Source organism: Paenibacillus sp. FSL P4-0338 (assembly GCF_038002365.1).
Classification (GTDB): domain Bacteria; phylum Bacillota; class Bacilli; order Paenibacillales; family Paenibacillaceae; genus Paenibacillus_AQ.
Window position 1 is genome coordinate 1,211,194 of record NZ_JBBOCG010000001.1, and the last position, 22,236, is coordinate 1,233,429.

A 22,236-nucleotide genomic window follows, 5' to 3' on the forward strand; every position below is an offset into this window, starting at 1 on the left:
GTGAATCTCGATATGAATCCATTTAATAGAAAAGTCAATGTTCCTTACGTCAAATTCCGTAAAGCCAACATCCTCCGAAACGACTCTACCCAGCATGACTGGCAGCACTGGGGCGGCTACCGTGATCAGATCCGGCAAGTTTTGGAGCAAACTCTGGAGCATAACCGCTGCGGGCGCGGGCATATTTTATTACTCGGAGCAGGGAACGGAAACGATGTGCCCATCTCGTACATCGAGTCTATATTTGAACGGATCACGATCGTCGATATCGATGAAAAAGCGTTGGACCGCTTTCTGGCCAAGTCGGCGCACCCGGAAAAATACGAACGAGCAATCATTGATCTGACCGGCGTAGGAAGAGAAGTGTCATCTCCGGATGACTTGAAAGAAAAGGTTGACGATTTGCTGCCAAAGGTGGACTTCTCGCCGCTGCACCCTCCTTTTGACGTGGTCATGAATTTATGCTTCACAACGCAGCTCATCTCCGCCTTTTTTTACAGGAAGAAAAATAGGGTTGTCCATCCGCCAGAATACAGCGCTCAGCTGGATCAGTTGCTTGAACGGATTCATATCAACATCTTTGAATCATTGTGGGGCCTCTTGGCATCGGACGGGGTGATTGTTCATTTAACCGATACTCTGCTGCTGCAGCACATGAAAACAACCGGCTATACCAGCCCGGCTACTTTTAAGACTCTGGAGCTGACGGGAGGGAATATCCGGGATAACTTGGACTTGATTTATGAGCATCTGCCGGAGCTGGCTAAACAAGGCTTATGCCTGCCGGGAGCATTTGTCCACGTTCATCCGCAAATAATGCAGTTGTATAAAGTTGAATTAAGGTTTTCGTTGCTGTGGGAGTTCGTCCATGACGAATATGAAGACAGAGATTACTTTGTGAGCGCGCATGTGCTGACCAAACTGTAGTAGAAGGTAGCCGGACCGGTCTTAGGTAGAACTGACGAAGGGGAGTGGGGGCTGCTAATCCGGATCGTTTGTAAGTTGTTAACAGGAAAGCCCCCAAACCCGCGTCCGACGCGGCTCCTCGGTTCTTATCGGTCGCTTAGCTTTCGATGATAATGCTGTCCAGCTTGAGATTAACCGGATATGCGAGGGTATCTCCAACTGGGCATTTGCTTTCCAGGAATCGTACAAATTCTTCAACCTGTTCTTTGGGTGAATCTGTTTTAATACGGAAGGTATACCGAATTTCTGAATAGCCCGGACGCACCTCCGACTTGTTGAAAAAGCCATCCAGATCAAGATCGCCTTCTACATCCACGAAGAAATCCTTGAGGTTCACGCCGAATTTAGGCGCATACACTCTGGCTACGATAGACTGACATGCTCCCAGTGAGGCCAGCAAAGCTTCGACCGGATTCATACCGGTATCAGTTCCGCCCAAGCTTTTGGGCTCGTCAATAATAAATTCAAAGTTTCGGGATGCTACTTTCACTTGGACTCCGTCTTGCAAATGCGCAGATGCTTTAAAAGTTTGGAGAGCGGTCATTTTTAAAATCTCCTTTTATGGTTTAGTTTATAATAATTTAAATCATACTTTTCCGCTGTGATTATTTTAAATTTAACGGGCTATATTGTCAATCCTCAAATTACCAACTTGTCTCTATCTGGAACAGCGCGTGCGAAAATGCCGAAAAAGGGCCGTGAGCAGCCTGCCTTCCGGCAACCTGTGGATGTGATCCAGCCTGTAAGAACAGATTGACAATCTGTTCTTTTAAATATATTGTAGATATATTAAGTCTTTGATTGGATTCTTATATTTTAATTAAAGACTTAAAATATCTTCAATGTATTTAAATAGACGGGAGACAGGTGGAGTAACCATGAAGAGTAAGCCCGGTATCATCGTTTCATCATTGGTAATTGCGAATTTTCTTGGCCAGTTGATGCAAACCATGCTGAATACGGCGTTGCCGAGAATGATGCAGGATTTAGGGATTAATGAAGGGAAAGCACAATGGCTGATTACAATATATTATCTGATTGCAGGCATAACCGTGCCTATTGCCGGATTTTTGATCGGAAGATTCACTACGAGAGGGTTATTCTTTACTTCGGCAGGCGCCTTTGCCGCTGGAACCCTTCTTGCTGGAGGCTCTTCTGACTTCGCGTTCATCCTGATAGGACGAATGATTCAAGGGATCGGCGCTGGGTTATTAATGCCGCTGTTTCAGACCACGATTTTAAGAGTCTACCCTAAGGAAAAAATAGGTTCAGCAATGGGTTTAATAGGACTCGTTATGGGGCTCGCTCCGGCACTAGGCCCGACACTGTCGGGCTTAGTTGTTCAGGAGCACTCGTGGCGTATCCTCTTTTATGGAATCCTGCCTATTGGTATTGCCAATTTACTGTTAGCTGCTTTCTGTTTAAAGAATGTGGGGGAGAGCCATAAGGAAAAGCTGGACCTGAGATCCATTCTGTACTCAACAATAGGGTTTGCTAGTCTGTTATATGGTGTGAATCTGGCTGGAGAGCAGGGAGCCTCCCTTATAATGGCAGGGATGGTTACGCTAATTGGCATCTTGTTCATAACTCTATTCATTAGGCGGCAAATACAGTTGACGATCCCGCTGCTTGATTTCAACCTGTTCCGCAACCGGAGGTTCACAAGCGCTTCAATAATAGGAGTGCTGATGTTCATAGTCATGGTCGGTAGTGAGCTGCTGCTTCCGTTGTATGTACAGAATGTCAGGGGACTTACGCCTAGAGAGTCGGGTCTGATGCTGCTGCCGGGAGCACTGCTCATGGGACTGACTAGTGTATTTGCCGGCAGGTTATATGACCGCTATGGAATTCAGCTGATTCTCCGCGGTGGTTATATCCTCATAGCTGGGATTACCTTGCTCTTGCCGCTTATGATATCTATTCAATCTTCCATCCCGCTTTTCGCTATAGCGTATACCTTTCTTATGGTTGGAATTGGATGTATCATGACACCCGTTACTGCGTATACGATGGCTAGTGTACCTGTACAAATGATTACCCATGCTTCTCCAATGACCATTTCGATCCGCTCGTTAGCCAGTTCCCTCGGAGGCGTTTTTCTGATTGCAATCATGACTCTATCCAGGAATAACACTTCATTAGTCGGTATGGAGAACATACTGCTTGGCTTTCACATGGCATTTTGGAGCTTGACTGTAATTGCCGCCGCAGGTTTAATCCTTTCTTTCAATTTAAAGGGACAAAATTCATGATGCTAAATTATATTTAGCACTTTATATTATGTTATAAAGTAGAGTCAGGTACTCTGTAAGAACCATACATCGCATAACTCCAGCACAAAAAGCCCGCGTCCGACGCGGGCTCTTAAACGTTACTCTTCCTCAGTGGCAATAGGATTTGCCGAAAAGGATATCCAATCGCTCCAGCTGGCATTGCTGTTAGAAACTGCTTTCAACTCGCTCAGCCTCCGGACTTTGAAAGAACGAGACTACACTGCATCGGAGAAGCATTGCCAAGTGCCGGTGTACCCATGAGTGCCATTGCTCAGGAGCCAGCAGCATAGGGTTCCCGAGCCAGAGGTCAGGAAGAAGCACGCTAGCCGAGTCAGCCGCCGAGCCGCATTGCTCTCGAATCAGGAAAATTCACTCTGTGGAATACACCACCCCGAGAGAGGAAGCAGGCTAGCTAGGTAACAGGAAGAAGTCACCTTGTACTATCTTGCCAGCTACCGTGGCCTCTCCCGATGTATCCCCGTTGCGGGAGGGCTGTTTCTCGCTCTCCGACATCCTAACCTCAGGAGGTCAAACACTAGGCAAGCATGAACCCGACCACGGATAGCCCTTTAATAAGTGCTGAACGTTCGGGCCGCTGAGATCAGAGGCATCTGGCTCTTCCAGCCGCACTGAATACATCGGTATGAGCTAGCCGGTAGCTGCTACTTGCTGGCGCATCCAGGCCTCAAGCTGAGATCACTCTGCAATGTAGGACCCCGGTTCCCAAGCCCCGTTCTTGCTCCCCGAACCCCTAAAGCTCACGTGTCCAATACACAACAATGGTCATAACCGATGCGGGATGGGCAAAGCTACATGGCACTTGGACCACTTGAGTTCCGGCACTCGCATGACTACATGCCACGCATCCCGGTACGATGTATCTCGCTCTCATATCCCCAAATCTCAAAGAGAGTATCACACTTCGCCGCCCGTTCCCTTGCCCATAAACCTACTTGACCCGAATCGCGTGACCACTTTTTAATGTGGAAAAAGGAAGAATGGATCAATTTGTTTGGCCTTGCCAAACAGTCTCTATAAAAAGTTTGTTATTGCATTCATACAATGTTAAAATCGAATTGTGTTAAGGAGTGTACATTCTATTTCTCTAGGAGGAATTATAATGAACTTAACACAAAGAGAGCAACAAGTATGGAACAGAGTTGTAGTCAACGGTCAAACTATGGCTGATGTTGCGAGGCAACTTGGAGTAACTCAGCCTAGAGTTAGACAGCTTAGGAACTCTGCTATGGCTAAAAAGTATAAACCATAACCTCATACTTGTGTTCTAGAAAAGTCACGGTTAACTCCGTGGCTTTTTTAATCGATACGGATTTGATTCCCCGGATCTTACTGCGGGGTTCTTCATATAAAAATATTAGAGGGGGTGGAAATTACATGTGGAGCACAACAAAATTCGGTCAAATATTACTTAGCCTAATAGGTGACAGAAATAAAAATAGTGAAACCATCTGCTATGCGATAAGAATGACTTCTTCACAGGAGCCCGAAGGTCCTTCCTTATTCGAGAGAGATCAGTTCTATCGTGCTCATTCTATTTAATCGGAACAAGATCAAGACTATAGCCCATGATTTTCCATAGAAAAACTGAAATTATTGTGGACATTTTTCCAGTATGATTTAATAAAAGTACATACAATGTATTTGGTGTAGCTGGTCTAAGCTAACTTGGATACAATTATTCGTGTTCATATTGTTACTCAATGTATTCCAATATAAACTGTGTGCCGCCCCCTGCTTTGGCAAGCAGAACAAACGGGGGCGGTCATCATCCTCCCCTGTAAATTTGAGGAGGCGAATCCAAAATGATTCATACCACTATATACTTGCTGATAATCAACCATATTTCTCTTTACGTAATGGGGCTTGACCGATACAATTCTTTAGTTGCTGGCAGTAGAGCTAGGTTTGACCTACTATATGTCTTATGCATACTAGGTGGAGGACCCAGTCTACTTGTTGTTTTGTTGGCTTGGAGAAAACCCACAGTGAAAATGACTTCTGTTATTTCACAAAAAACATATCGTTACTTTATATTTTGGTCTGTTGTAATAATGTTTTTACAATACAATATTATAGTGGGAAATATCAGTTAAAACATTAGGGGTGTCCTTCACGGATACCTCTTTTAGTTATGTGCATATTTAGACCTTAGGCCAAACCTAATAACTGCATGTTAATTGGGCTAATGAGAAATGAATTAAAGTGAACCAGAGTGATTCAAAGTGAAAGGGAATAATTGACACAACAATTTTGTACATGTTTTAATTTTTTTAGAAAATATGGTTGTTTCTTCGAGAAAGGAGTGTCCCCATGGATCAACCACCAGATAGAATGTATACCATCAAAGAATTGGCCGGTTTTCTAGGGCTTAACGAAAGAACAATCAAATCCCATCAGAAGAAACAGGGTTTCCCGCGTGTAAAGTTGGGGCGTGCTGTACGGTACAATGTTCAAGAAGTTCTGGCATGGTACAAAAAACATAACAAAGGAGAGATTAAAGATGAATAAGACGCTGATTAAGCTGGCTCTTGTTGTCACGACATGCAGTGCAGTTGTTGTAGGCTCGCTGAGTCTTCCCATTGGCTCTGCTTACGCTGCAGAAACTGTGAAGCTAACAGATGTCAAAACGGATCACTGGGCGTACAGTACTATCAAATGGGCGGCAGACAAAAACATTGTTACCGGTTATCCAGACGGCACATTCCGTCCCAACAAGCAAGTCTCTGAGGCCGAGTTTCTGATGATGTTTATCAAAGCGTACCAATCAGTCACACCCACGGATGGGCAAAAGCACTGGGCAGACCCGGTGTACAGTGTAGCCCAGAACAAAAATTGGCCTGTGCGCGGTATATCCACAAAAGGGGGCAGAGATGTAGCCATTACGCGCGGCGAAGTTGCTGAAATCGTTGCTGCTGCAAACGGCGTGAACTTCATGGGTACAGATGCTGTAAAGTACCTTCTGAGTACCGGACTATCCAGTGGAAAAACAGATACTACAGTTGTTGGCTACAAAGCAACCGACTTGCTAACACGAGCAGAAGCCGTTGCCTTCATCAAGAAAGCCAAAGATGCTGGCCTTTCAGAACTGAAGGACCGACCTACACTACCTTCAGGAACAGAGCTCATTCCAGCCACACCCGATAAGCTCCCTGAAAGCATCAGTATCATCAAGGAGAAGCTGGAAGCTGTTTTGACTAGCTCCAACAACTACGAAAATTATGAGGTGAAAGCCAGTGATACCGACCTTGGTGTTGTGGTTAAGGGAACTAAAAAAACTATAGTTGGGTATAGTATCAAGTCTGGCAATCCAGGCAGTAATGATCTTGTCGTTCTGTTTGATGCAAGTTCAGATATCTCGATTCAGCTTACGACTGAAATGATGAAAGCAGTAGGTATTTCTGTACCCAGCAACTTCACACAAACCGTGAAAAATGCCGCCGTATCGGGCAATGCTACAACCCTGACAGTTGATGGATATAGAATCGATGTTATACCGCATCCGACAAATGCAGATCAAGTGTCTATCATGCTCATTAAGCAGTAATTCTTACCGCTTCCCTCCTCTCCCTACATACGTAGAGAGAGTTTTTTACATTGTGGAGAAGATTATAGGCTCTATTTCGAAAGGAGAGCAGCATATGGGAATCAGAAAAAGGAAAAGACAGTTGCCGATTCTACTACTTCTGGCTCTACTCATGTTTTCATTTTTGGGGGAGCAACTCGCTATTGTAGAAGCGGATGATAGCGGTGCAACAGAATACAAGGCAAGTACATTCGTGGACTCGATCTTGATGTATATTCGAAATGGTGAACAGCAGGCTTCAACGTCAGGTACGTCCATTACCCAAACTGATGTGCTTAAAGCACTTAAAACAAAACGAACCGAACTGGGTGAAAAGGAATTTGACGACTACCTCGATGCCCTGATTCTGGATAGTACAGGCATAACAGTTGAGCAACAGGTGAGTGTTCGAGGATTAGGTAAATTGAAACGCGATACAAACAAGTTCCTTGAGACGGGGCTCATTGTTTACGGCGGACCTGAGGATGTGAAAAAGAATGAAGCGAATGACCTCGAAGCTAGCCAGTACAGGTATTTAGGGTATGATGCATCAGGGAACAAATATTTAAATATGGACTTCCCAGCGGATGCTGAGGCTACCTACGATGTAGGTGATAGAAACTGGCTTCCTGATCCTTGGGATCAAGTAACAAGCACCATACACAACACAACCAAACCTGCTAAAACGGACTACATGTATGATTACAGCTATTCTCGTAACGAACGCGCAGCATGGTTGGACCGCATTATCGACAAATACGCAAACTCAAGTGAACCCACCAGAGGGAATTTCGACCCGACATGGACGGGCAGGAAACTTGTAGATTATGCGATGATCCAGCAAGCACCCACCCCGGTAAGTCCAGGGCAAGTCACCATGTGGCACAGACGCTACGACGGAGACGGTGCAACAAGAGGTTACGATTATATTACGAATGCAAACAGGAATTATAAGGACTGGTACGATACCTTTTACTTGGAGCCTACTGAAGACATTCTTGGCAGTCTCCTGTTCGTTGTACAGTACTGGGATGATCTCATGGTGACTCACCGTTGGGTTGATCCTCCAGCCGGATCGACTTGGCCCAATGAAGGTTCGGCACAGCCAGCAGGTACACCAGTCACTCTGCAAGCCAATGTAAAAGTTGAGATGCCTCGTATAGGAAATGCGGAAGTACAAGAAGTTGCAGATAAGTACGCTAAAGACAACCTTCTTCTGGATTTTTACCAGCTTAATGGCGCGGAAGTAGTCGATGCAGAAGTATACTGGTTTGATGCCAATTTCAATATTATCGGGATGAAGCCCATTGTACTGACAAATCAAAAGTCACAAACCGTATCCTTAAACTGGAAGTTCCCAACTAAAAGTCAAAAGCTGTATGTCCTGGTTGTACCCACCTATGAGAAAAATCCGAGTTTCCTTGAATATGAGCTTAGTAACAATTTCGCAGCATTGGACATTCAAGTTGCCCCTGGCGGCGGTGGCGGTGATGATACACCATCCTTTGCTAGCGGTCTTGATAACCTCAAGATGACTGCTCTTATCCCGCAACCAGGTAACGGTGGCAAACCTGCAGGGGAGCAAATTAACTACCGATCCGTTGTTAAAGCTGAACTCCCTACTAACTATGTTCGCGTATCTTTCAATGGTGGAGCTAAGTCTAATCCCATTCCTCTTTACTCCGAGGTTTCTACCGCTCTCACTAATTTAGGCAACTTAGACCATGTCAGCGTGGATTCTAGCGGCTCCGTTACCGCTAGCCAGACATACGAAAACTGGGAGTACATTTCTGATACGTGTTCTACCACCACGAAAGATAAAGATGGTAAGAACGTTACCACATACTTTGAATGCGGTGGCTATGGTTACGTGACCAGAAATAATCCAAACTACGCTACTGCTGAGAGCACCATATCAAGCCTGACAAGTACTTGGGCTAATGTTAAGGCAACAGTAACCGTTCAAGGGCAAACATGTAATCTGACACTTATCCGTGGCGGCTCTGAGGAATCCTGCGTTATTGCTGGCACAATGCCTGCTACAGAGTCCCGTTTAAAGAGCGTGGTCTCCGGCACAGGCATTAAAGAGACTACACTCACAGATAACACTCAGGGTGTAACGATGTATCCAATAGACAATGTAGAAAATATCACATCTACGGGTAAAACAGATATTTTCAACATTGATCCTAAAACAGGTGCAGCTACTAAGAACACCAACTCTAATCCGGCCAAGTATGGTCAAGAAGTTCAGATCAAAGTCGGATCGACGGCCGGTATCGAGCAAGTAGAAAACAAGTGGGGTTACAGAATTCACCGGATGTGCTCTCAGTACGCTAATACTGTGTATGGCCCGGGTACTAAGAAAAATGTTCCCGTGAGTAGCTCATTTGGAGTTTCTGGTAATACGCCAAGTGCCTCTCACTACAGCATTTCAAAGCAGTCAACAGACAACAAGACGTGGACGGGCGACTTTAAAAATACCGCATCTGGTGGAACAAACATCCCATATATCTACGATGTAACCAGAGTAGAGAAATCGTACGGCGGGTTTACATGGTACGAATATGAGACGTTCTGGGCAAACAAGACTGGCACTCTTGCTGCTGACGGAAGCACCAAGTCATCTGTAGTGGCCAAAGTTCAGACGAACTGGGAAACTAAAACAGACAGTCACTGGATCGTTGACCTAGTGGCACGTCCAGGAACAGATCCAATTGGGTACTGGACACAGTACGGAACACTACCACCACTGAAAAACGGTGTACCAACACCGATTAAAGAGGGCGGTAAGATGCAGTCAGTGGCTATAAGCTTTAACTACAAGTACAACGACATAAGCAGTGGAGTTGTGACAAAAGTAGAAACAGGAGTGGCAGATGTACTGATGTTCTCAACATTAGTTACCTCGGTCGGCTCCGGTCAGTGACCTTTTTTTGTAAGGGGACGAGCCGTTGGCTCCCCCCTCCTAAAGTAAGGGTACAAACAACAATGAAAGGAACATGATTGGAATGCTGAAAAAAATGATCTTTATTTTTTTGATATTGTTGTGTAGTATTCCGTCGAAAGTAATGTTTGCTGCATCTTCTCCCTTTATTATCGATGCTGCGATAGGAGGAAATATAAGTACAGCACTGGATAGCGAGGGGAAGGTCTGGCTCTGGGGCAACCAATTTCTAACACCTATTCGTAAGGAAATACCTGAATCAATTATCCAAGTAGCAGCTGGTGGAAGCCATGTACTTGCTCTTTCATCAGGGGGAACGGTTTGGGTATTGGGAAAGAACATGAACGGGCAGCTCGGTTTAGGAAATACTGATTATGTTTTCCACGATGTCTTTACACAGGTGCCTGGAATAACGGGAATTAAAAAAATCGCAGCTTCTAACGAACGCTCTTTTGCACTCGACAACAACGGCAATGTATGGAGCTGGGGCTTTTCCAGTAACAATTTGCTGGGGCACGGTACAGGCATTATGACATATACATCCCCGACCCAAGTAAAAGATATACCCTCGGTAAAGCAGATTGTAAGCAGTCAAAATTGGACCTATGTACTTACCAGCCATGAGGATCTTTTGGCATGGGGGAACCATAGCCAAGGATATTCAATGTACCTTATCACGGATGTTGATACGGTTGTAAGTGGAGTGAGTCATAGCTTTGCCATAAAAAAGGATCATACCCTTTGGGGATGGGGTTCAGGATATTATGGTGAATTAGGCAACAGCATTCGTGTAGATGAACCCTTACCTATTTTAATCCCTGCTCAGACCAATTTAAATCAAATTGCTGCCGGTAACGCTAGCAGTTTTATTGTGAAATCAGACCATACGGTTTGGTCATGGGGATTAAACAGTATAGGACAACTCGGTTTTGGTTTTAGCGATTATAACCTGCATCTTTCTCCTCAGATCATTCAGAATTTCACAGGTGTAGATCGCCTGATCGCAGGAGAAAATAATACATTGGCGATAAAACTGGATGGTACGCTCTGGACTTGGGGTAGGAACGTGATGGGGCAACTGGGGCTGGGTGGCCAAATCTCCTTTAATCAAGATATTATGTCACCAACACAGATTATATTTACAACTTCCAGCATACCAACGTCGCCAACGCCTGAAACAAACTGCGGAAAAACAGACAATCCTTTTGAAATTCCGGAGAATTGTACATCCCCATCTGAAGAACCTTCTAATGGAAGCTCTCCAACAGAAGAAAAAGGCGGAGATTTCCTCCTTTTAGCTGGCTTCAATCGATATCCGGACTTTCTTGATATCATTGCAAACATAACAGAATGGGTGTATAAAGCTGAACTCGAAATAACCGGATACCTAAATATATCCAACCACTGGTAACCATCTTTCTTCTCTATCGGTAAGACTATCCTATTTAAAACATGGAGGCATGACAAATGATAAACGACAAAAAACATTTGGTGATGCCGTATATGTGCAATTCATCAGGCAAAAGAAAAAGGAGAGCACGAGCATGTATCGGGAGACGGTGTTGAAGTGTTTCATATTCCACAACAAAACAAATGGGTAGCAAAGTTCCATACGTATAAAGGAGTGGTTGTGGTCGAAGAGGATACGTGCTCTGGGGACTTGGCTGTCAAAAAGCGAACGTCTGATGAAAAGCAAGTACCGCTCAATTTGATGCAAGAACCTATCTCGGCGACATCTGTGATCAGCTTCAATAAATAAGCTAAAGGGGCGCGGTCTTAGACCGGCCCCTCTACTTTATACTGACAGCACTTCAAACTTCATCTTGCAGGCGTTGCATAATACAACGGCATTGCTCGACTTCTTGGGATTCGGATTCAGTGTAAGATCCACGCTCCCACAATCTGGATTTAAGCAAGTTTTAACCCAGTCAGCTCTGGGTACAGGTCTTGGCATCGGCATCGCTCCTTTCATTCTGTGAATAGTAAATCGGGCTTTTGACTCATCAGTTGTTCAAACAGATCTTTAACGAGTTTCGTATATTTAACGCTTAGCCAATCTTTTGCATATACGCTCGGCGTTCGGATAATCGCCAGCGTATCACTTAAGAATACAAGTCGGGTAGGCTCAAAGAAGGCTTTGTACACGGGTTCAGACAATTTCTTGCGAAGCTCCTCCAGCATGTAGATCCAGTACAGGTCCAGTTCTGTTTCAGGCATCGATAGTTCTCCTTTCGTCACGAAGAGCAAGTTCAGTTCCCTTCCACAAATGCCGAACAGCACCGCTGAAATGAGTCCGATGTACCTCTGTTCAAGTAAGATTTTGAGCTTACGGCTTCGAGTCCAGATAGCGGCTTGATGTTCTGTTAGAGCATACAGTTTGCTTTGTTGCATCCGCTTGCTGTCTTGAACAGAAACCAAAGCGTGAACTCTTCTCAGCACTTCATCCCACATCTCGTTCAATGCCTCTGTAGTTCGTCCTCCTTCCTAATGCACGACAAAAAAGACCGGTTGTGTCAGGCCGGTCTTTACTATTTATAAAGTCAAAGAGTGGTGTGTGTGCCAAGTGGCAGATTGGCAGTTAAATCAGGTCCATTTTATCAAGCAGGATCAAGTCCCGAAGACTCCCTTCCAATATGTTTAACCGCATGTGATACACAATGCTCCTAAGTCGCTTACTGTATCTTATAGCTGCAAACAAGTCTCCGTCTGCGGTATGGAATGCGCAGATCTCGATGGCCTCCAATGTAATGGTGATCTGAACGGTGTGCTCCAGTGCCTGGGCTTTTAAACAAGTCTCTTCTTTTACCGCATCACTGCTAAGTGTAGTGACCATCGCCTCCAGTACAAGTTGTACTCTTTTATCGGCAACACTTAGTTTGGCCTTGCCGCCTGACCAGAGCAGATCCATTTTGTCCAGCAAAATGAGATCCGTTAATGCTGATTCGAGCAGGGCATCGCAGTGAACTACACGCTGGTTGGCTCTGTCGTATGTAGCAACCGCAATCGTTTTTTGTTCAGCTTGTTCAGTCATGGTGAGGGTCAAGTGGTTGAGGGTGGCCTGAATTTGCATCCTGTAATCCTCCACATCCTTTGAAACGACTACCTGATGGGCTACATCGGTTCGAACAGAAAGGTCATCCGCAAGCTCAACAAAAACAGCTGTTACACGCTCTGCTGATAACATATCAGCACTCTCCCGGCAGTAACAGCGTTGTTGCCGTACGTTCCGCTTCTGTAATGACCCAAAAGACTGTTCCTGTTTGAGTTTTATAGATGGAAAACAATCTCTCCTCATGTATAAGTCCGTTCTCGTTCGCTGTCCGATCGTCTTCCAGTACGTCCCCCCAATCGCAGTAGGCATGCCTGTTCAAAGCAAGCATTTGGTCAGCTTCACTGATCCGATTCTGAACACCCTCAGTTACTACGATCGTTCCAAGTTCAAATTTGGCGATAAGCATCGACTCCTTGTCGAAAAAATACCTTAATTAAACCACACCTCAAAAATTCGTGACAAGGGAATAGAATGGCGGAGTTGACAAAACAAATTCCTGGATTTTACAATGAGATTTTTTTGTGCAGGAAGGAGAAGAAACGGGGTCGTGGTGGTGTAGTCTGGATGCTTCCCCGATTGTGGAACATACGTTTGTGATGAGGAACACAAAACAAATATCGACGCGGACACAGAAAGATTTATAAGGAAGGGATATCATATTTATGGGTAGAGTGCCATATTCGCCCTTCATTATGATCTGGCTGGACACCGGCAAGTACTGTCAAAGCCGTTAGGTCAAGGATATAAATGTGGCGTGCCTGGATACGTATAATGCGTTCACTTTGCAGTTCTTGCAAAACTCGGGCTGCGGTTTCCCTGCCGACTCCAATCATTTGGGCAAAATGCTGTTGTGTAATCCGCCAATTGATAAATACTCCGTCACCGGTGTTCACACCGAAGTTGGAGTGCAAATCAAGCAACAAGTTAGCTACACGAATCCGCGTATCCAGAAAAGCCAGGTACTCCAGTTTTCTGTCAGCCTGGTTTAGTCGTTCACTTAGTATGTATATGGTTTTACGCAGGATCTCCGGGTAAAGCTTGACGAGTTCATCCATATCTTGGCGCTTAATCATCCAGAGAGTCGTTTTCTCTATCGTGGCTACAGAGGCGGTCCTGGTGTTGTCGTGATGGAATATTTCGAGTTCACCAATGGCCTCTCCTGGGAACTGATGTCCAAAAATAATCTCGTGATGATCATCCTGACGATATATCTTCAGCGCTCCCGTCTTGATGATGTACATTTCATGGCCTTCATCTCCATGAGAGTACAAAATTTGACCTTTTGGAAAAGTGCGCAGAGTAAACCGAGATTCCACGAGCTCTCTATCACTGTATTCAACAATATCTTTAAAGAATGGCGTGTCTACTACTGAGTTATACATATTTACTTCCCTTTCACTCGAACGCAGGTCTACCGGTTATTTTTGATCTCCTCCCAACTGAATACGGACTGAAGTAGCTGCAGCGCAAAACGCTTGTCATGTAATGAACGCTCTTCAAGTAGAGCAATCAATTTATCCAACTCGTCAAGAGAAGGTACATGTTCAATGTTGCGAAACAACTGTTCAAGAGGAGTGTGAAGACCTTCAGCGATCTTTTCCAGACTTTCAACGGTAAGGTTCTTTTCTCCTCGCTCCACTTGTCCAATGTAGTTGGTATGCAGACCTGATAGTTCGCCAAGTAGCTCTTGGCTCATTCCATTTTGTTTACGTATCCGGCGAATGCGTTCTCCTAATTTTTTGGCTATTTCTGACACGGTAACCACCTCAGAACAAGCGTACATGAGGTGGTTTGCAATATTAACACACTATAAATATTACTTTTTTTAAATATAACATTTATAATGTCTTTTAAGGGCGAAAAAACAATTTATGGTGTTTGAAACATGGGCATAACATGCTCTTCATTAACATTAAAAACTAACTGGAGGTAAAAAAACATGAAAACGATGTACAAGTTAAAGTATGGGGTTACTGGATTTTTAATAGGTGCTGTTTTTTTCGGGAGTTTTGCTTGGGCCGCTACCAACAAGATCGAGGTTAGCTTTGACCCAGTCAAGTTTATGGTAGACAACGTAGACAAAACGCCTGCAAATGGTAATTTCAATAATAATGGAACATCTGTTCCTGCCTCTATTATTTACAATGGCACAACGTATGTTCCTCTCAAGCTTGTTGGAAATATGGTGGGTAAACCAGTTGCTTGGGATGCAAAAACCAAGTCTGTACTGTTTGGGGATTCTGTTGCGGGTGGAGATTATTTAAGCAATAAAGCGCCAGTGAATGTAGCAAGCTATTCAGTCGTTAATACAAAAATGGAGATTGATGGACAATCGTATACAAATGGGATCACGATAAACGGATTCAACTCGGGTTTTCCTGAGCAAAAACAAACATATAACCTGAACGGGCAGTATAGATCTTTGAACATCAACTACGGAAGTCTAGATAAAGCGAAAGATGGAGCTTCAGCAAAAATAACGATTATAGGAGACGGGGTAGAAGTTTGGAGCAGCACCGCAGTTAAAGGTGTCCCTCTGCAATCAGCTTCTATTCCCATCAGTGGAGTATTGAAGATGGAGATCTTATTTACTGCTCTAACGAATGGATTTGTTTACCCCGCTATCGTTAATCCGATTTTAACTAAATAGGTCTAAATTGAGTAGAGACAGGACCTAAAAAGTCGCTGTCTTTACTGCTGGTTAGGCATATTAAATTGGCTCCTTAGCATATGAACCATGCATTTTATAACGTTTTGTGGAGGAAGCTACGTAAGTAAAACGGAAAATGGGTTTCCTTGATCTTATAGCCGAAAAGCATTTTTAATGGGTAGAGATATAATATCGGAGATTAAGGAGGACTTATGAAGAGTACAAAAACGAAGTTGGTTGGTTTTGTAGTTGCACTTTATCTTTCTTTAACATCCTTTTCTTCAGCTTTTGCAGCAACGCCTGAGCTATCAGATGTTAAAAGCACGCACTGGGCGTACAGCACCATCGTTTGGGCTGCCAGCAACAATGTAGTCAAGGGTTATCCGGACGGAACATTCCGTCCAAACAAAGAAGTATCGGAAGCCGAATTCCTGATGATGTTCGTTTCCGCGTATCAAAAAGTTTCACCGATTTCCGGCCAGACACACTGGGCTGATCCAGTGTACACTGTTGCAAAAGGCTTCAACTGGCCTGTAGCAGGTGTCAACAACAATGCAGCTGGTAAAGTTGCACGCGACACGCCAATCACACGCGGCGAAGTCGCTAACATCATTGCTGGTGCCAACGGCATCAACTACATGGGTAACAATGCAATCCAGTACTTGCTTAACACGAATCTGTCTGGTGGTAAAACAGGTAACACCGTTGCTGGATACAAAGCAACTGACAAGCTGACTCGTGCAGAAGCTGTAGCTTTCATCAAAAAGGCAAAAGATGCTGGACTGAATGAACTCAAAGACCGTCCTACATTGCCGACTTCTGTATCTGAGATGCCTAAACCTGTAACTTCGCTTCCAACAGGAATTAGCGATGTTAAGGACAGCATCACGAAAGTGGTAGGCAACTATCCCGGTTACACTGTAAAAGCAGGGGATGCTGGAGTATCGATTTATGACAACGAGGGGTACGCCTCAATCAACTACAAGGTGGCACAATCCACTGGCGGAAACAACCGCGTTATTTCCTTTGATGCAACAAATAACGATTCGCTGAAACTCGCTACTGAAATGCTGAAAGCAGCTGGTGTCAACGTACCAGCGAACTTTACAACAACTCTCGAAAGTGCAGTGCAGTCGGGTAAAACATCGACAACAACGATTGATGGTTATACGGTGTACATTTCGCCAAGTGCGACAAGCATGGACAACATCACTATCAGCTTCAAAAAGCCGTAACCAACTGATTGCGTGTAATATCTAAGGGCCTACACAATGTGTAGGTTCTTAGACATAAGGGGGATTCACATGAATGTAGCAAGGAAGCTTCTATCAGGTGTTCTAGTTTTTGCAACAACGGCCGGACTTGTACTTGGATCTACACAGTTTACACCCAAGGTTGTAGCCGCATCGGCAGTGAGTTTTTCAGATATCGGAGATCACTGGGCGAAAGATTCTATCAACAAGGCGGCTGAACTTGGGCTCGTTACTGGCTACACCGACGGGACATACAAACCAGGTGCTAATGTCACCCGCGCAGAGTTCGCAGCCATGCTGGCAAGAGCAACTAAGCATGTTCCGTCTAACGTAAATGGAGCATTTAACGATGTAACACCTACGAACTGGGCATACGCCGATGTCAACAAGGTCACTGCCCTTGGTTTTGTGAACCGCGTCGATTATCCAAACGGATTTGTAGGAAGCAAAGCCATGACTCGCATCGAGCTTGCCAAATGGATGGCAAACGGGCTAGCAGCTGAGGATGGAGAGTACAACAAAGCTCAGGCAGATTCCAAAGGGCCAAACGCCCTTATCCCTGTAGCAGAGTTTTTCAGCGGTGGACTACAGAAGTCTGATTATCCTTTCGTTACTGTGGCTGTTGGTACAGGCCTCATGACAGGCGATCAGAACGGCAAGTTCAACATGACAGCCAATACTACACGTGCAGAGGTGGCGATCATCCTGCTACGCTATATCGATGTAGAGAACAAGAAAGCCACTGACTTTACAGGCCTTAACGAACTGCGCGAAGTAGCTCTCACGGGAACAAACTTCAACACTTTTGGCAAGCTAAAGGTCATGTCTCCTGTAGAGTCGCAGTACAAAAATGTGCAGGATGTCTTTGGCAAAGAACTGACACTCCGCAACGATGTGGCCACAGTGACGATTTCTAAGATGATCTTCATGGACGTTATACCGTCAGATAGCGTACACAGTGTGTATGAGCCGATGTTCCATTATGGGCCGGATGAGTCATCTATCGGATTCTACACCCCAAAATACCGTGTATTTACAGAGCACACATTCGTTTCGAAGGTAGACGACTTGAAACGTCTTGGCTCGCTTGCCAACCAAGGGCTAACAACACAACTTGGACGGCGATTGTTCGACTCCTCCAACTTCACAAAATATGGCGCAAACAGCTACACTGGTGAGGATACGCGAAATGTGTATAACAAGGGGCAAGGCGAAGTCAACATCTGGGGTGCTGGCGTAATAAGTAAAACCGATATCATCGATACAATGATTCATACCAAAGATGGAAAAATGTTGTTCATTCGTCCGATTTTATAAAGTAGCAGGCGCAGCCACATATGCTTTGCAAAGAGGTCTATTCATACGATAGGCCTCTTTTGCATTCACCTGAACAGATATATTACATGAGAATTGGTCAGTTCGATTTCAACGTACCCTATGCTCAGAGAAGCAAGGAACAGAACGTTTAGCGTCAGTGCAACCTTTATAAGTATTTTCACAACAAGCCCTCCCTTTTCCACATTAAAAAGTGGTCACGCGATTCGGGTCAAGTAGGTTTATGGGCAAGGGAACGGGCGGCGAAGTGTGATACTCTCTTTGAGATTTGGGGATATGAGAGCGAGATACATCGTACCGGGATGCGTGGCATGTAGTCATGCGAGTGCCGGAACTCAAGTGGTCCAAGTGCCATGTAGCTTTGCCCATCCCGCATCGGTTATGACCATTGTTGTGTATTGGACACGTGAGCTTTAGGGGTTCGGGGAGCAAGAACGGGGCTTGGGAACCGGGGTCCTACATTGCAGAGTGATCTCAGCTTGAGGCCTGGATGCGCCAGCAAGTAGCAGCTACCGGCTAGCTCATACCGATGTATTCAGTGCGGCTGGAAGAGCCAGATGCCTCTGATCTCAGCGGCCCGAACGTTCAGCACTTATTAAAGGGCTATCCGTGGTCGGGTTCATGCTTGCCTAGTGTTTGACCTCCTGAGGTTAGGATGTCGGAGAGCGAGAAACAGCCCTCCCGCAACGGGGATACATCGGGAGAGGCCACGGTAGCTGGCAAGATAGTACAAGGTGACTTCTTCCTGTTACCTAGCTAGCCTGCTTCCTCTCTCGGGGTGGTGTATTCCACAGAGTGAATTTTCCTGATTCGAGAGCAATGCGGCTCGGCGGCTGACTCGGCTAGCGTGCTTCTTCCTGACCTCTGGCTCGGGAACCCTATGCTGCTGGCTCCTGAGCAATGGCACTCATGGGTACACCGGCACTTGGCAATGCTTCTCCGATGCAGTGTAGTCTCGTTCTTTCAAAGTCCGGAGGCTGAGCGAGTTGAAAGCAGTTTCTAACAGCAATGCCAGCTGGAGCGACTGGATTAGTTATGAGGAGAATCCGGTGGCTACTGGGAAAGAATAAAGTCCAAGAGCCCGCGTCCGGCGCGGGCTCTTTGTGCTGAATTTATGGCGATGCAGGGTTCGTACAGAGTGCTAGGAGGTATCTCAAGTCAACAAGGAGTCAACCACAAGCTGGAGAAAGCACTTTCTGCGAGGTAACAAGGATATTTCCTCTCGCTTTGCAGGATTTTGGGTTGGGAGGTTGGGAGACCTATGGGAGATATGACGGGAGTTACAAGCCAAAATGAGCTAGAACAAGGTAACAACAACTTTAAAATAAAATAATATATATATCATCCTCCCAGCCTCCCAGCTTTTTGCCTTTCCGAAATTGTGCACTTGTCCCTTTCTTGATTGTTCCGTTTTTCTTCTGTTCTTCTTTAGGGAGACTGGGAGGACGAAAGCTCTTAAGCCCGTTCCCAATGGGCTAAAGGTCGTCCTCCCAATCATTCTCCCAACCATTCTGTCCTCCCACAATCGAACGACTCTGGGGAGACGAATCTTACATCGTCCTCCGCATGAGCAGCACAAGGCCTTTTTCAAAAAAAGAAAGCATTAGATTGTAAATAAAGTGTTAGACTCGATAATAGAGGTTCTGACTGAGAATAAAATTATTAGACTAGCAGATACGCTAGCGGGCAGATTAGTGCAATGCATCATTTTGTTAAAACAAGAGGGATTTAGCTAGATTTTGTTGAAAGACATTAATGAACTCAATCCATTAGGGGGTGATTCTCATAAGAAGTACGCTTAAGTCTTGGACGATCGGGATTTTGGTCCTTCTTGGAGCTTTTCAGGTACTATCTTGGGGGATAAACTTCGCTGGGCACATTTACGGGAAGCTGGACCGTGATGAAGGCTATCAGTTACGCAAAGAAAAGCATGATGATTTAGCCAAGAGAGCATACTCAAATGGTCGTCTGTGGGGGCATGTTACAGCTGAAGGATATGAAGCCGGCGGTGTAGAAGATATCCTTTATGAGAAAGTGTCGGTAGAAGATTACCGCAAATTGGCAGGAATGTTATTGGACGAGAGAAAGTTGGACTTTTATTGTTGGGGAGCTGATGATTGTGCCGACCTGCCGACAACAGAGCAGCTTAATGAATGGTTCGGTACCGATTGGGGGTCCAAGAATATGCCGGTTAATGCATTTAGGTCCGGATTTACTGATGCCTTTGTTGAATACCTTGATTAAATCAAAAAGGGACTCGGAGGGGATCAAACTGCCAAGTTTAAACCAAGCAGTCGACATTAACAATCCCATAGCAGTAGTCAGAAAATTGTTTAAAGATGCAATAAGGAATTTCATATTCTTTGGAGTTGCAGCACTTATCGTGAAGTACATTATGACCGGGCTAGAGTGAAGGATTTTCGGAATAATTCTTGCTATTATTATCGCAATACCAATTGGAATCAATATTGTGAAATTCGTGATTCTGGACTAGACTTTAGAGATGCTTGCAACGGTCGTTCTAATATGGGAAAAATTCAAAAAAAGCCACCGTGATTGCAACATTGAACCTATCTAACGTCTTTAATAGGCAATGTAATTCAACTTTTCGAGAATACCATTTGACTTATCATTCTCTACTACCTTTATCACGTTTGTTATGATCAGGATTTACTTGGAATATTAGGATTCTTCGGCATTGACTAAGGAATCCGAATATCGTTCAATCAGAAGATTACGCTAATGAGAAAGATTAGCTTAATAAAAACAAGAAGTCAGCCGATTACGTTGGGATCGGTTGACTTTGCTAAAACTTTAATTTTGGGTTCAGCAAAAGGAATGTGCTATTTGTTATGAAATCACCAAACAGAACGAGGAGAATATATGCGGAAACTTGATTATTTGCTCCATACAAGCCCGGGAAATTATAGTCGATATATGGATCGGTATTGCCAACGATTGACTTTTCAAATTCATCAAGAAACGTATAGTAAGAATAGTATGCCACTACTTGAAAAACAAAGATTTCGTTCGGAGCTTGATATCTACTTGCGTTCCATTCATCGAAATACATTTCTTGGCCCCGTTGTTTTGCAATTAGATTTCTTCCCGAAACGCAAAAATCCACCCAGCATACACAAATTAGCAAAAAATTATATAGATTTACTATATTCAAAAGATGCAAATAATTGTAGATTACCATTAAAAGACGATCAGCAAATCTCCATGCTTATTGTTAATTACCATGTGCAGAGGGAGAATAAGGCGCCTTCAATTACATTGACCATGGCCCCAATGCGTGATTTCATCCTTGATTTAAAGCTATACCAGCATATAAGGAACGGTAACAGTTTTTCTGAAGATGATGGGGATTATTTTTATGATGAAAATGATATCTTTGATCATTTAGAACCATACGATGAAAACGAAATGGAATCCGCATGGGATAGTCTTGAAGATTTTAGAAAGCTAGCAAATATTGTTGGAGAACAATCGAAGCATAGCGAAAATATTCGAGTTCGTAGAGTACAGTCAGTTACAATGAAGGGATATGATATTATGCCCCAACATCTGGCGCTCTTTTTTGATGAATTATACCAAACCAATACAATTGTTGATAGAATTTTTACAGACCATCGTAAATGGGTAATATCTCCTCCTATAGGTCAACTGCGTTCACTTGGCTTACCATACAAAGAAGGGGATAGTGAACAGTTTAAAAAAGCAATCGAGGAGATCGTAGAAAAATACAAACAGCGTTACTCAATTCTCACCCCCTTTTTATTAAACGTAAAACTGACAATATTATATGTTCCTGCAGCAAGTCACGAGAAAGATCTAGACAATATTGCGAGACAAGTTATACCAATTATAACGGACATTTTAAAGCCACCTACTGAACTTTATTTTGATATTGACTCTCTTCCTAAAGGGTATCCTAAACATTCGATAATTCAGTATCAAATTGTCAAACTACCTAGGAGTAATTAATGATCCATTAAACGGTGTTGTACGCCTAGTCTTAGGGGAGTACGAGCCATTTAATAGTCTATGGGAGCAGATGGATAGAGCAATCGATAGGTGGGCAAGCAAGGCGTTATGAATCATTCTTTATCTACGAGCGGAATGGGCTTACTAATTATTTTTATCTAAAACTCCAGTAGGAAAAAAATATAAC

Annotated in this window: 18 protein-coding genes; 12 read left to right on the top strand and 6 right to left on the bottom strand. The window is 44.3% G+C overall.

Annotated elements, in window-relative coordinates; translation table 11 throughout:
* Positions 1–927, top strand: a complete 927-nt coding sequence (locus tag MKZ07_RS05245) for a hypothetical protein (protein WP_341024885.1) — start codon at positions 1–3, stop codon at positions 925–927.
* Positions 928–1,063: 136 nt separating this feature from the next.
* Here MKZ07_RS05245 and MKZ07_RS05250 read toward each other — a convergent pair whose 3' ends face one another.
* Complete coding sequence (locus MKZ07_RS05250; protein WP_341024887.1) at positions 1,064–1,510, bottom strand: OsmC family protein; 447 nt, start codon at positions 1,508–1,510, stop codon at positions 1,064–1,066.
* 334 nt (positions 1,511–1,844) lie between these two features.
* Here MKZ07_RS05250 and MKZ07_RS05255 point away from each other — a divergent pair, with 334 nt between their 5' ends.
* From MKZ07_RS05255 to MKZ07_RS05280, 6 genes are all read left to right on the top strand, one after another.
* Positions 1,845–3,218 (top strand): MDR family MFS transporter, encoded by a 1,374-nt coding sequence (locus MKZ07_RS05255; protein WP_341024891.1) that lies wholly within the window; start codon positions 1,845–1,847, stop codon positions 3,216–3,218.
* Positions 3,219–4,359: 1,141 nt separating this feature from the next.
* The gene (locus tag MKZ07_RS05260) at positions 4,360–4,509 is read left to right on the top strand and encodes a sigma factor-like helix-turn-helix DNA-binding protein (RefSeq protein ID WP_341024892.1); all 150 of its coding nucleotides are present in this window, start codon (positions 4,360–4,362) and stop codon (positions 4,507–4,509) included.
* A gap of 1,061 nt (positions 4,510–5,570) precedes the next feature.
* Positions 5,571–5,768 (top strand): helix-turn-helix transcriptional regulator, encoded by a 198-nt coding sequence (locus MKZ07_RS05265; protein WP_341024894.1) that lies wholly within the window; start codon positions 5,571–5,573, stop codon positions 5,766–5,768.
* On the top strand, positions 5,761–6,804 hold the full coding sequence (locus MKZ07_RS05270) for an S-layer homology domain-containing protein (protein ID WP_341024896.1): 1,044 nt from the start codon (positions 5,761–5,763) through the stop codon (positions 6,802–6,804). The genes MKZ07_RS05265 and MKZ07_RS05270 overlap by 8 nt, the downstream gene beginning before the upstream one ends.
* 94 nt (positions 6,805–6,898) lie before the next feature.
* Entirely contained in the window at positions 6,899–9,751 is a 2,853-nt protein-coding gene (locus MKZ07_RS05275) for an Athe_2463 domain-containing protein (protein WP_341024898.1), read from the top strand.
* An 82-nt stretch (positions 9,752–9,833) separates the two neighbouring features.
* Complete coding sequence (locus MKZ07_RS05280) at positions 9,834–11,180, top strand: RCC1-like domain-containing protein (RefSeq protein ID WP_341024900.1); 1,347 nt, start codon at positions 9,834–9,836, stop codon at positions 11,178–11,180.
* 557 nt (positions 11,181–11,737) lie between these two features.
* Here the strand turns inward: MKZ07_RS05280 and MKZ07_RS05285 are convergent.
* The 5 genes from MKZ07_RS05285 to MKZ07_RS05305 form a co-directional block, all read right to left on the bottom strand.
* Complete coding sequence (locus MKZ07_RS05285) at positions 11,738–12,220, bottom strand: DnaA N-terminal domain-containing protein (RefSeq protein WP_341027887.1); 483 nt, start codon at positions 12,218–12,220, stop codon at positions 11,738–11,740.
* Positions 12,221–12,347: 127 nt separating this feature from the next.
* Positions 12,348–12,953 (bottom strand): hypothetical protein, encoded by a 606-nt coding sequence (locus tag MKZ07_RS05290; RefSeq protein ID WP_341024902.1) that lies wholly within the window; start codon positions 12,951–12,953, stop codon positions 12,348–12,350.
* A 1-nt stretch (position 12,954) separates the two neighbouring features.
* Complete coding sequence (locus tag MKZ07_RS05295) at positions 12,955–13,227, bottom strand: hypothetical protein (protein ID WP_341024904.1); 273 nt, start codon at positions 13,225–13,227, stop codon at positions 12,955–12,957.
* Between the two features lie 232 nt (positions 13,228–13,459).
* Positions 13,460–14,203, bottom strand: coding sequence for a Crp/Fnr family transcriptional regulator (locus tag MKZ07_RS05300; protein WP_341024908.1), 744 nt, complete (start codon positions 14,201–14,203; stop codon positions 13,460–13,462).
* Positions 14,204–14,232: 29 nt separating this feature from the next.
* On the bottom strand, positions 14,233–14,577 hold the full coding sequence (locus MKZ07_RS05305; protein WP_341024912.1) for a helix-turn-helix domain-containing protein: 345 nt from the start codon (positions 14,575–14,577) through the stop codon (positions 14,233–14,235).
* 183 nt (positions 14,578–14,760) lie between these two features.
* Here MKZ07_RS05305 and MKZ07_RS05310 point away from each other — a divergent pair, with 183 nt between their 5' ends.
* From MKZ07_RS05310 to MKZ07_RS05330, 5 genes are all read left to right on the top strand, one after another.
* Positions 14,761–15,471 (top strand): NPCBM/NEW2 domain-containing protein, encoded by a 711-nt coding sequence (locus tag MKZ07_RS05310; protein ID WP_341024914.1) that lies wholly within the window; start codon positions 14,761–14,763, stop codon positions 15,469–15,471.
* 212 nt (positions 15,472–15,683) lie between these two features.
* The gene (locus MKZ07_RS05315) at positions 15,684–16,706 is read left to right on the top strand and encodes an S-layer homology domain-containing protein (protein WP_341024916.1); all 1,023 of its coding nucleotides are present in this window, start codon (positions 15,684–15,686) and stop codon (positions 16,704–16,706) included.
* 69 nt (positions 16,707–16,775) lie between these two features.
* The gene (locus tag MKZ07_RS05320) at positions 16,776–18,041 is read left to right on the top strand and encodes an S-layer homology domain-containing protein (protein ID WP_341024919.1); all 1,266 of its coding nucleotides are present in this window, start codon (positions 16,776–16,778) and stop codon (positions 18,039–18,041) included.
* A gap of 1,839 nt (positions 18,042–19,880) precedes the next feature.
* The gene (locus MKZ07_RS05325; RefSeq protein ID WP_341024922.1) at positions 19,881–20,303 is read left to right on the top strand and encodes a hypothetical protein; all 423 of its coding nucleotides are present in this window, start codon (positions 19,881–19,883) and stop codon (positions 20,301–20,303) included.
* Between the two features lie 639 nt (positions 20,304–20,942).
* Positions 20,943–22,049: a hypothetical protein gene (locus tag MKZ07_RS05330; RefSeq protein ID WP_341024924.1), complete on the top strand. Its 1,107-nt coding sequence runs from the start codon at positions 20,943–20,945 to the stop codon at positions 22,047–22,049.
* The last annotated feature ends 187 nt before the right edge of the window (positions 22,050–22,236 follow it).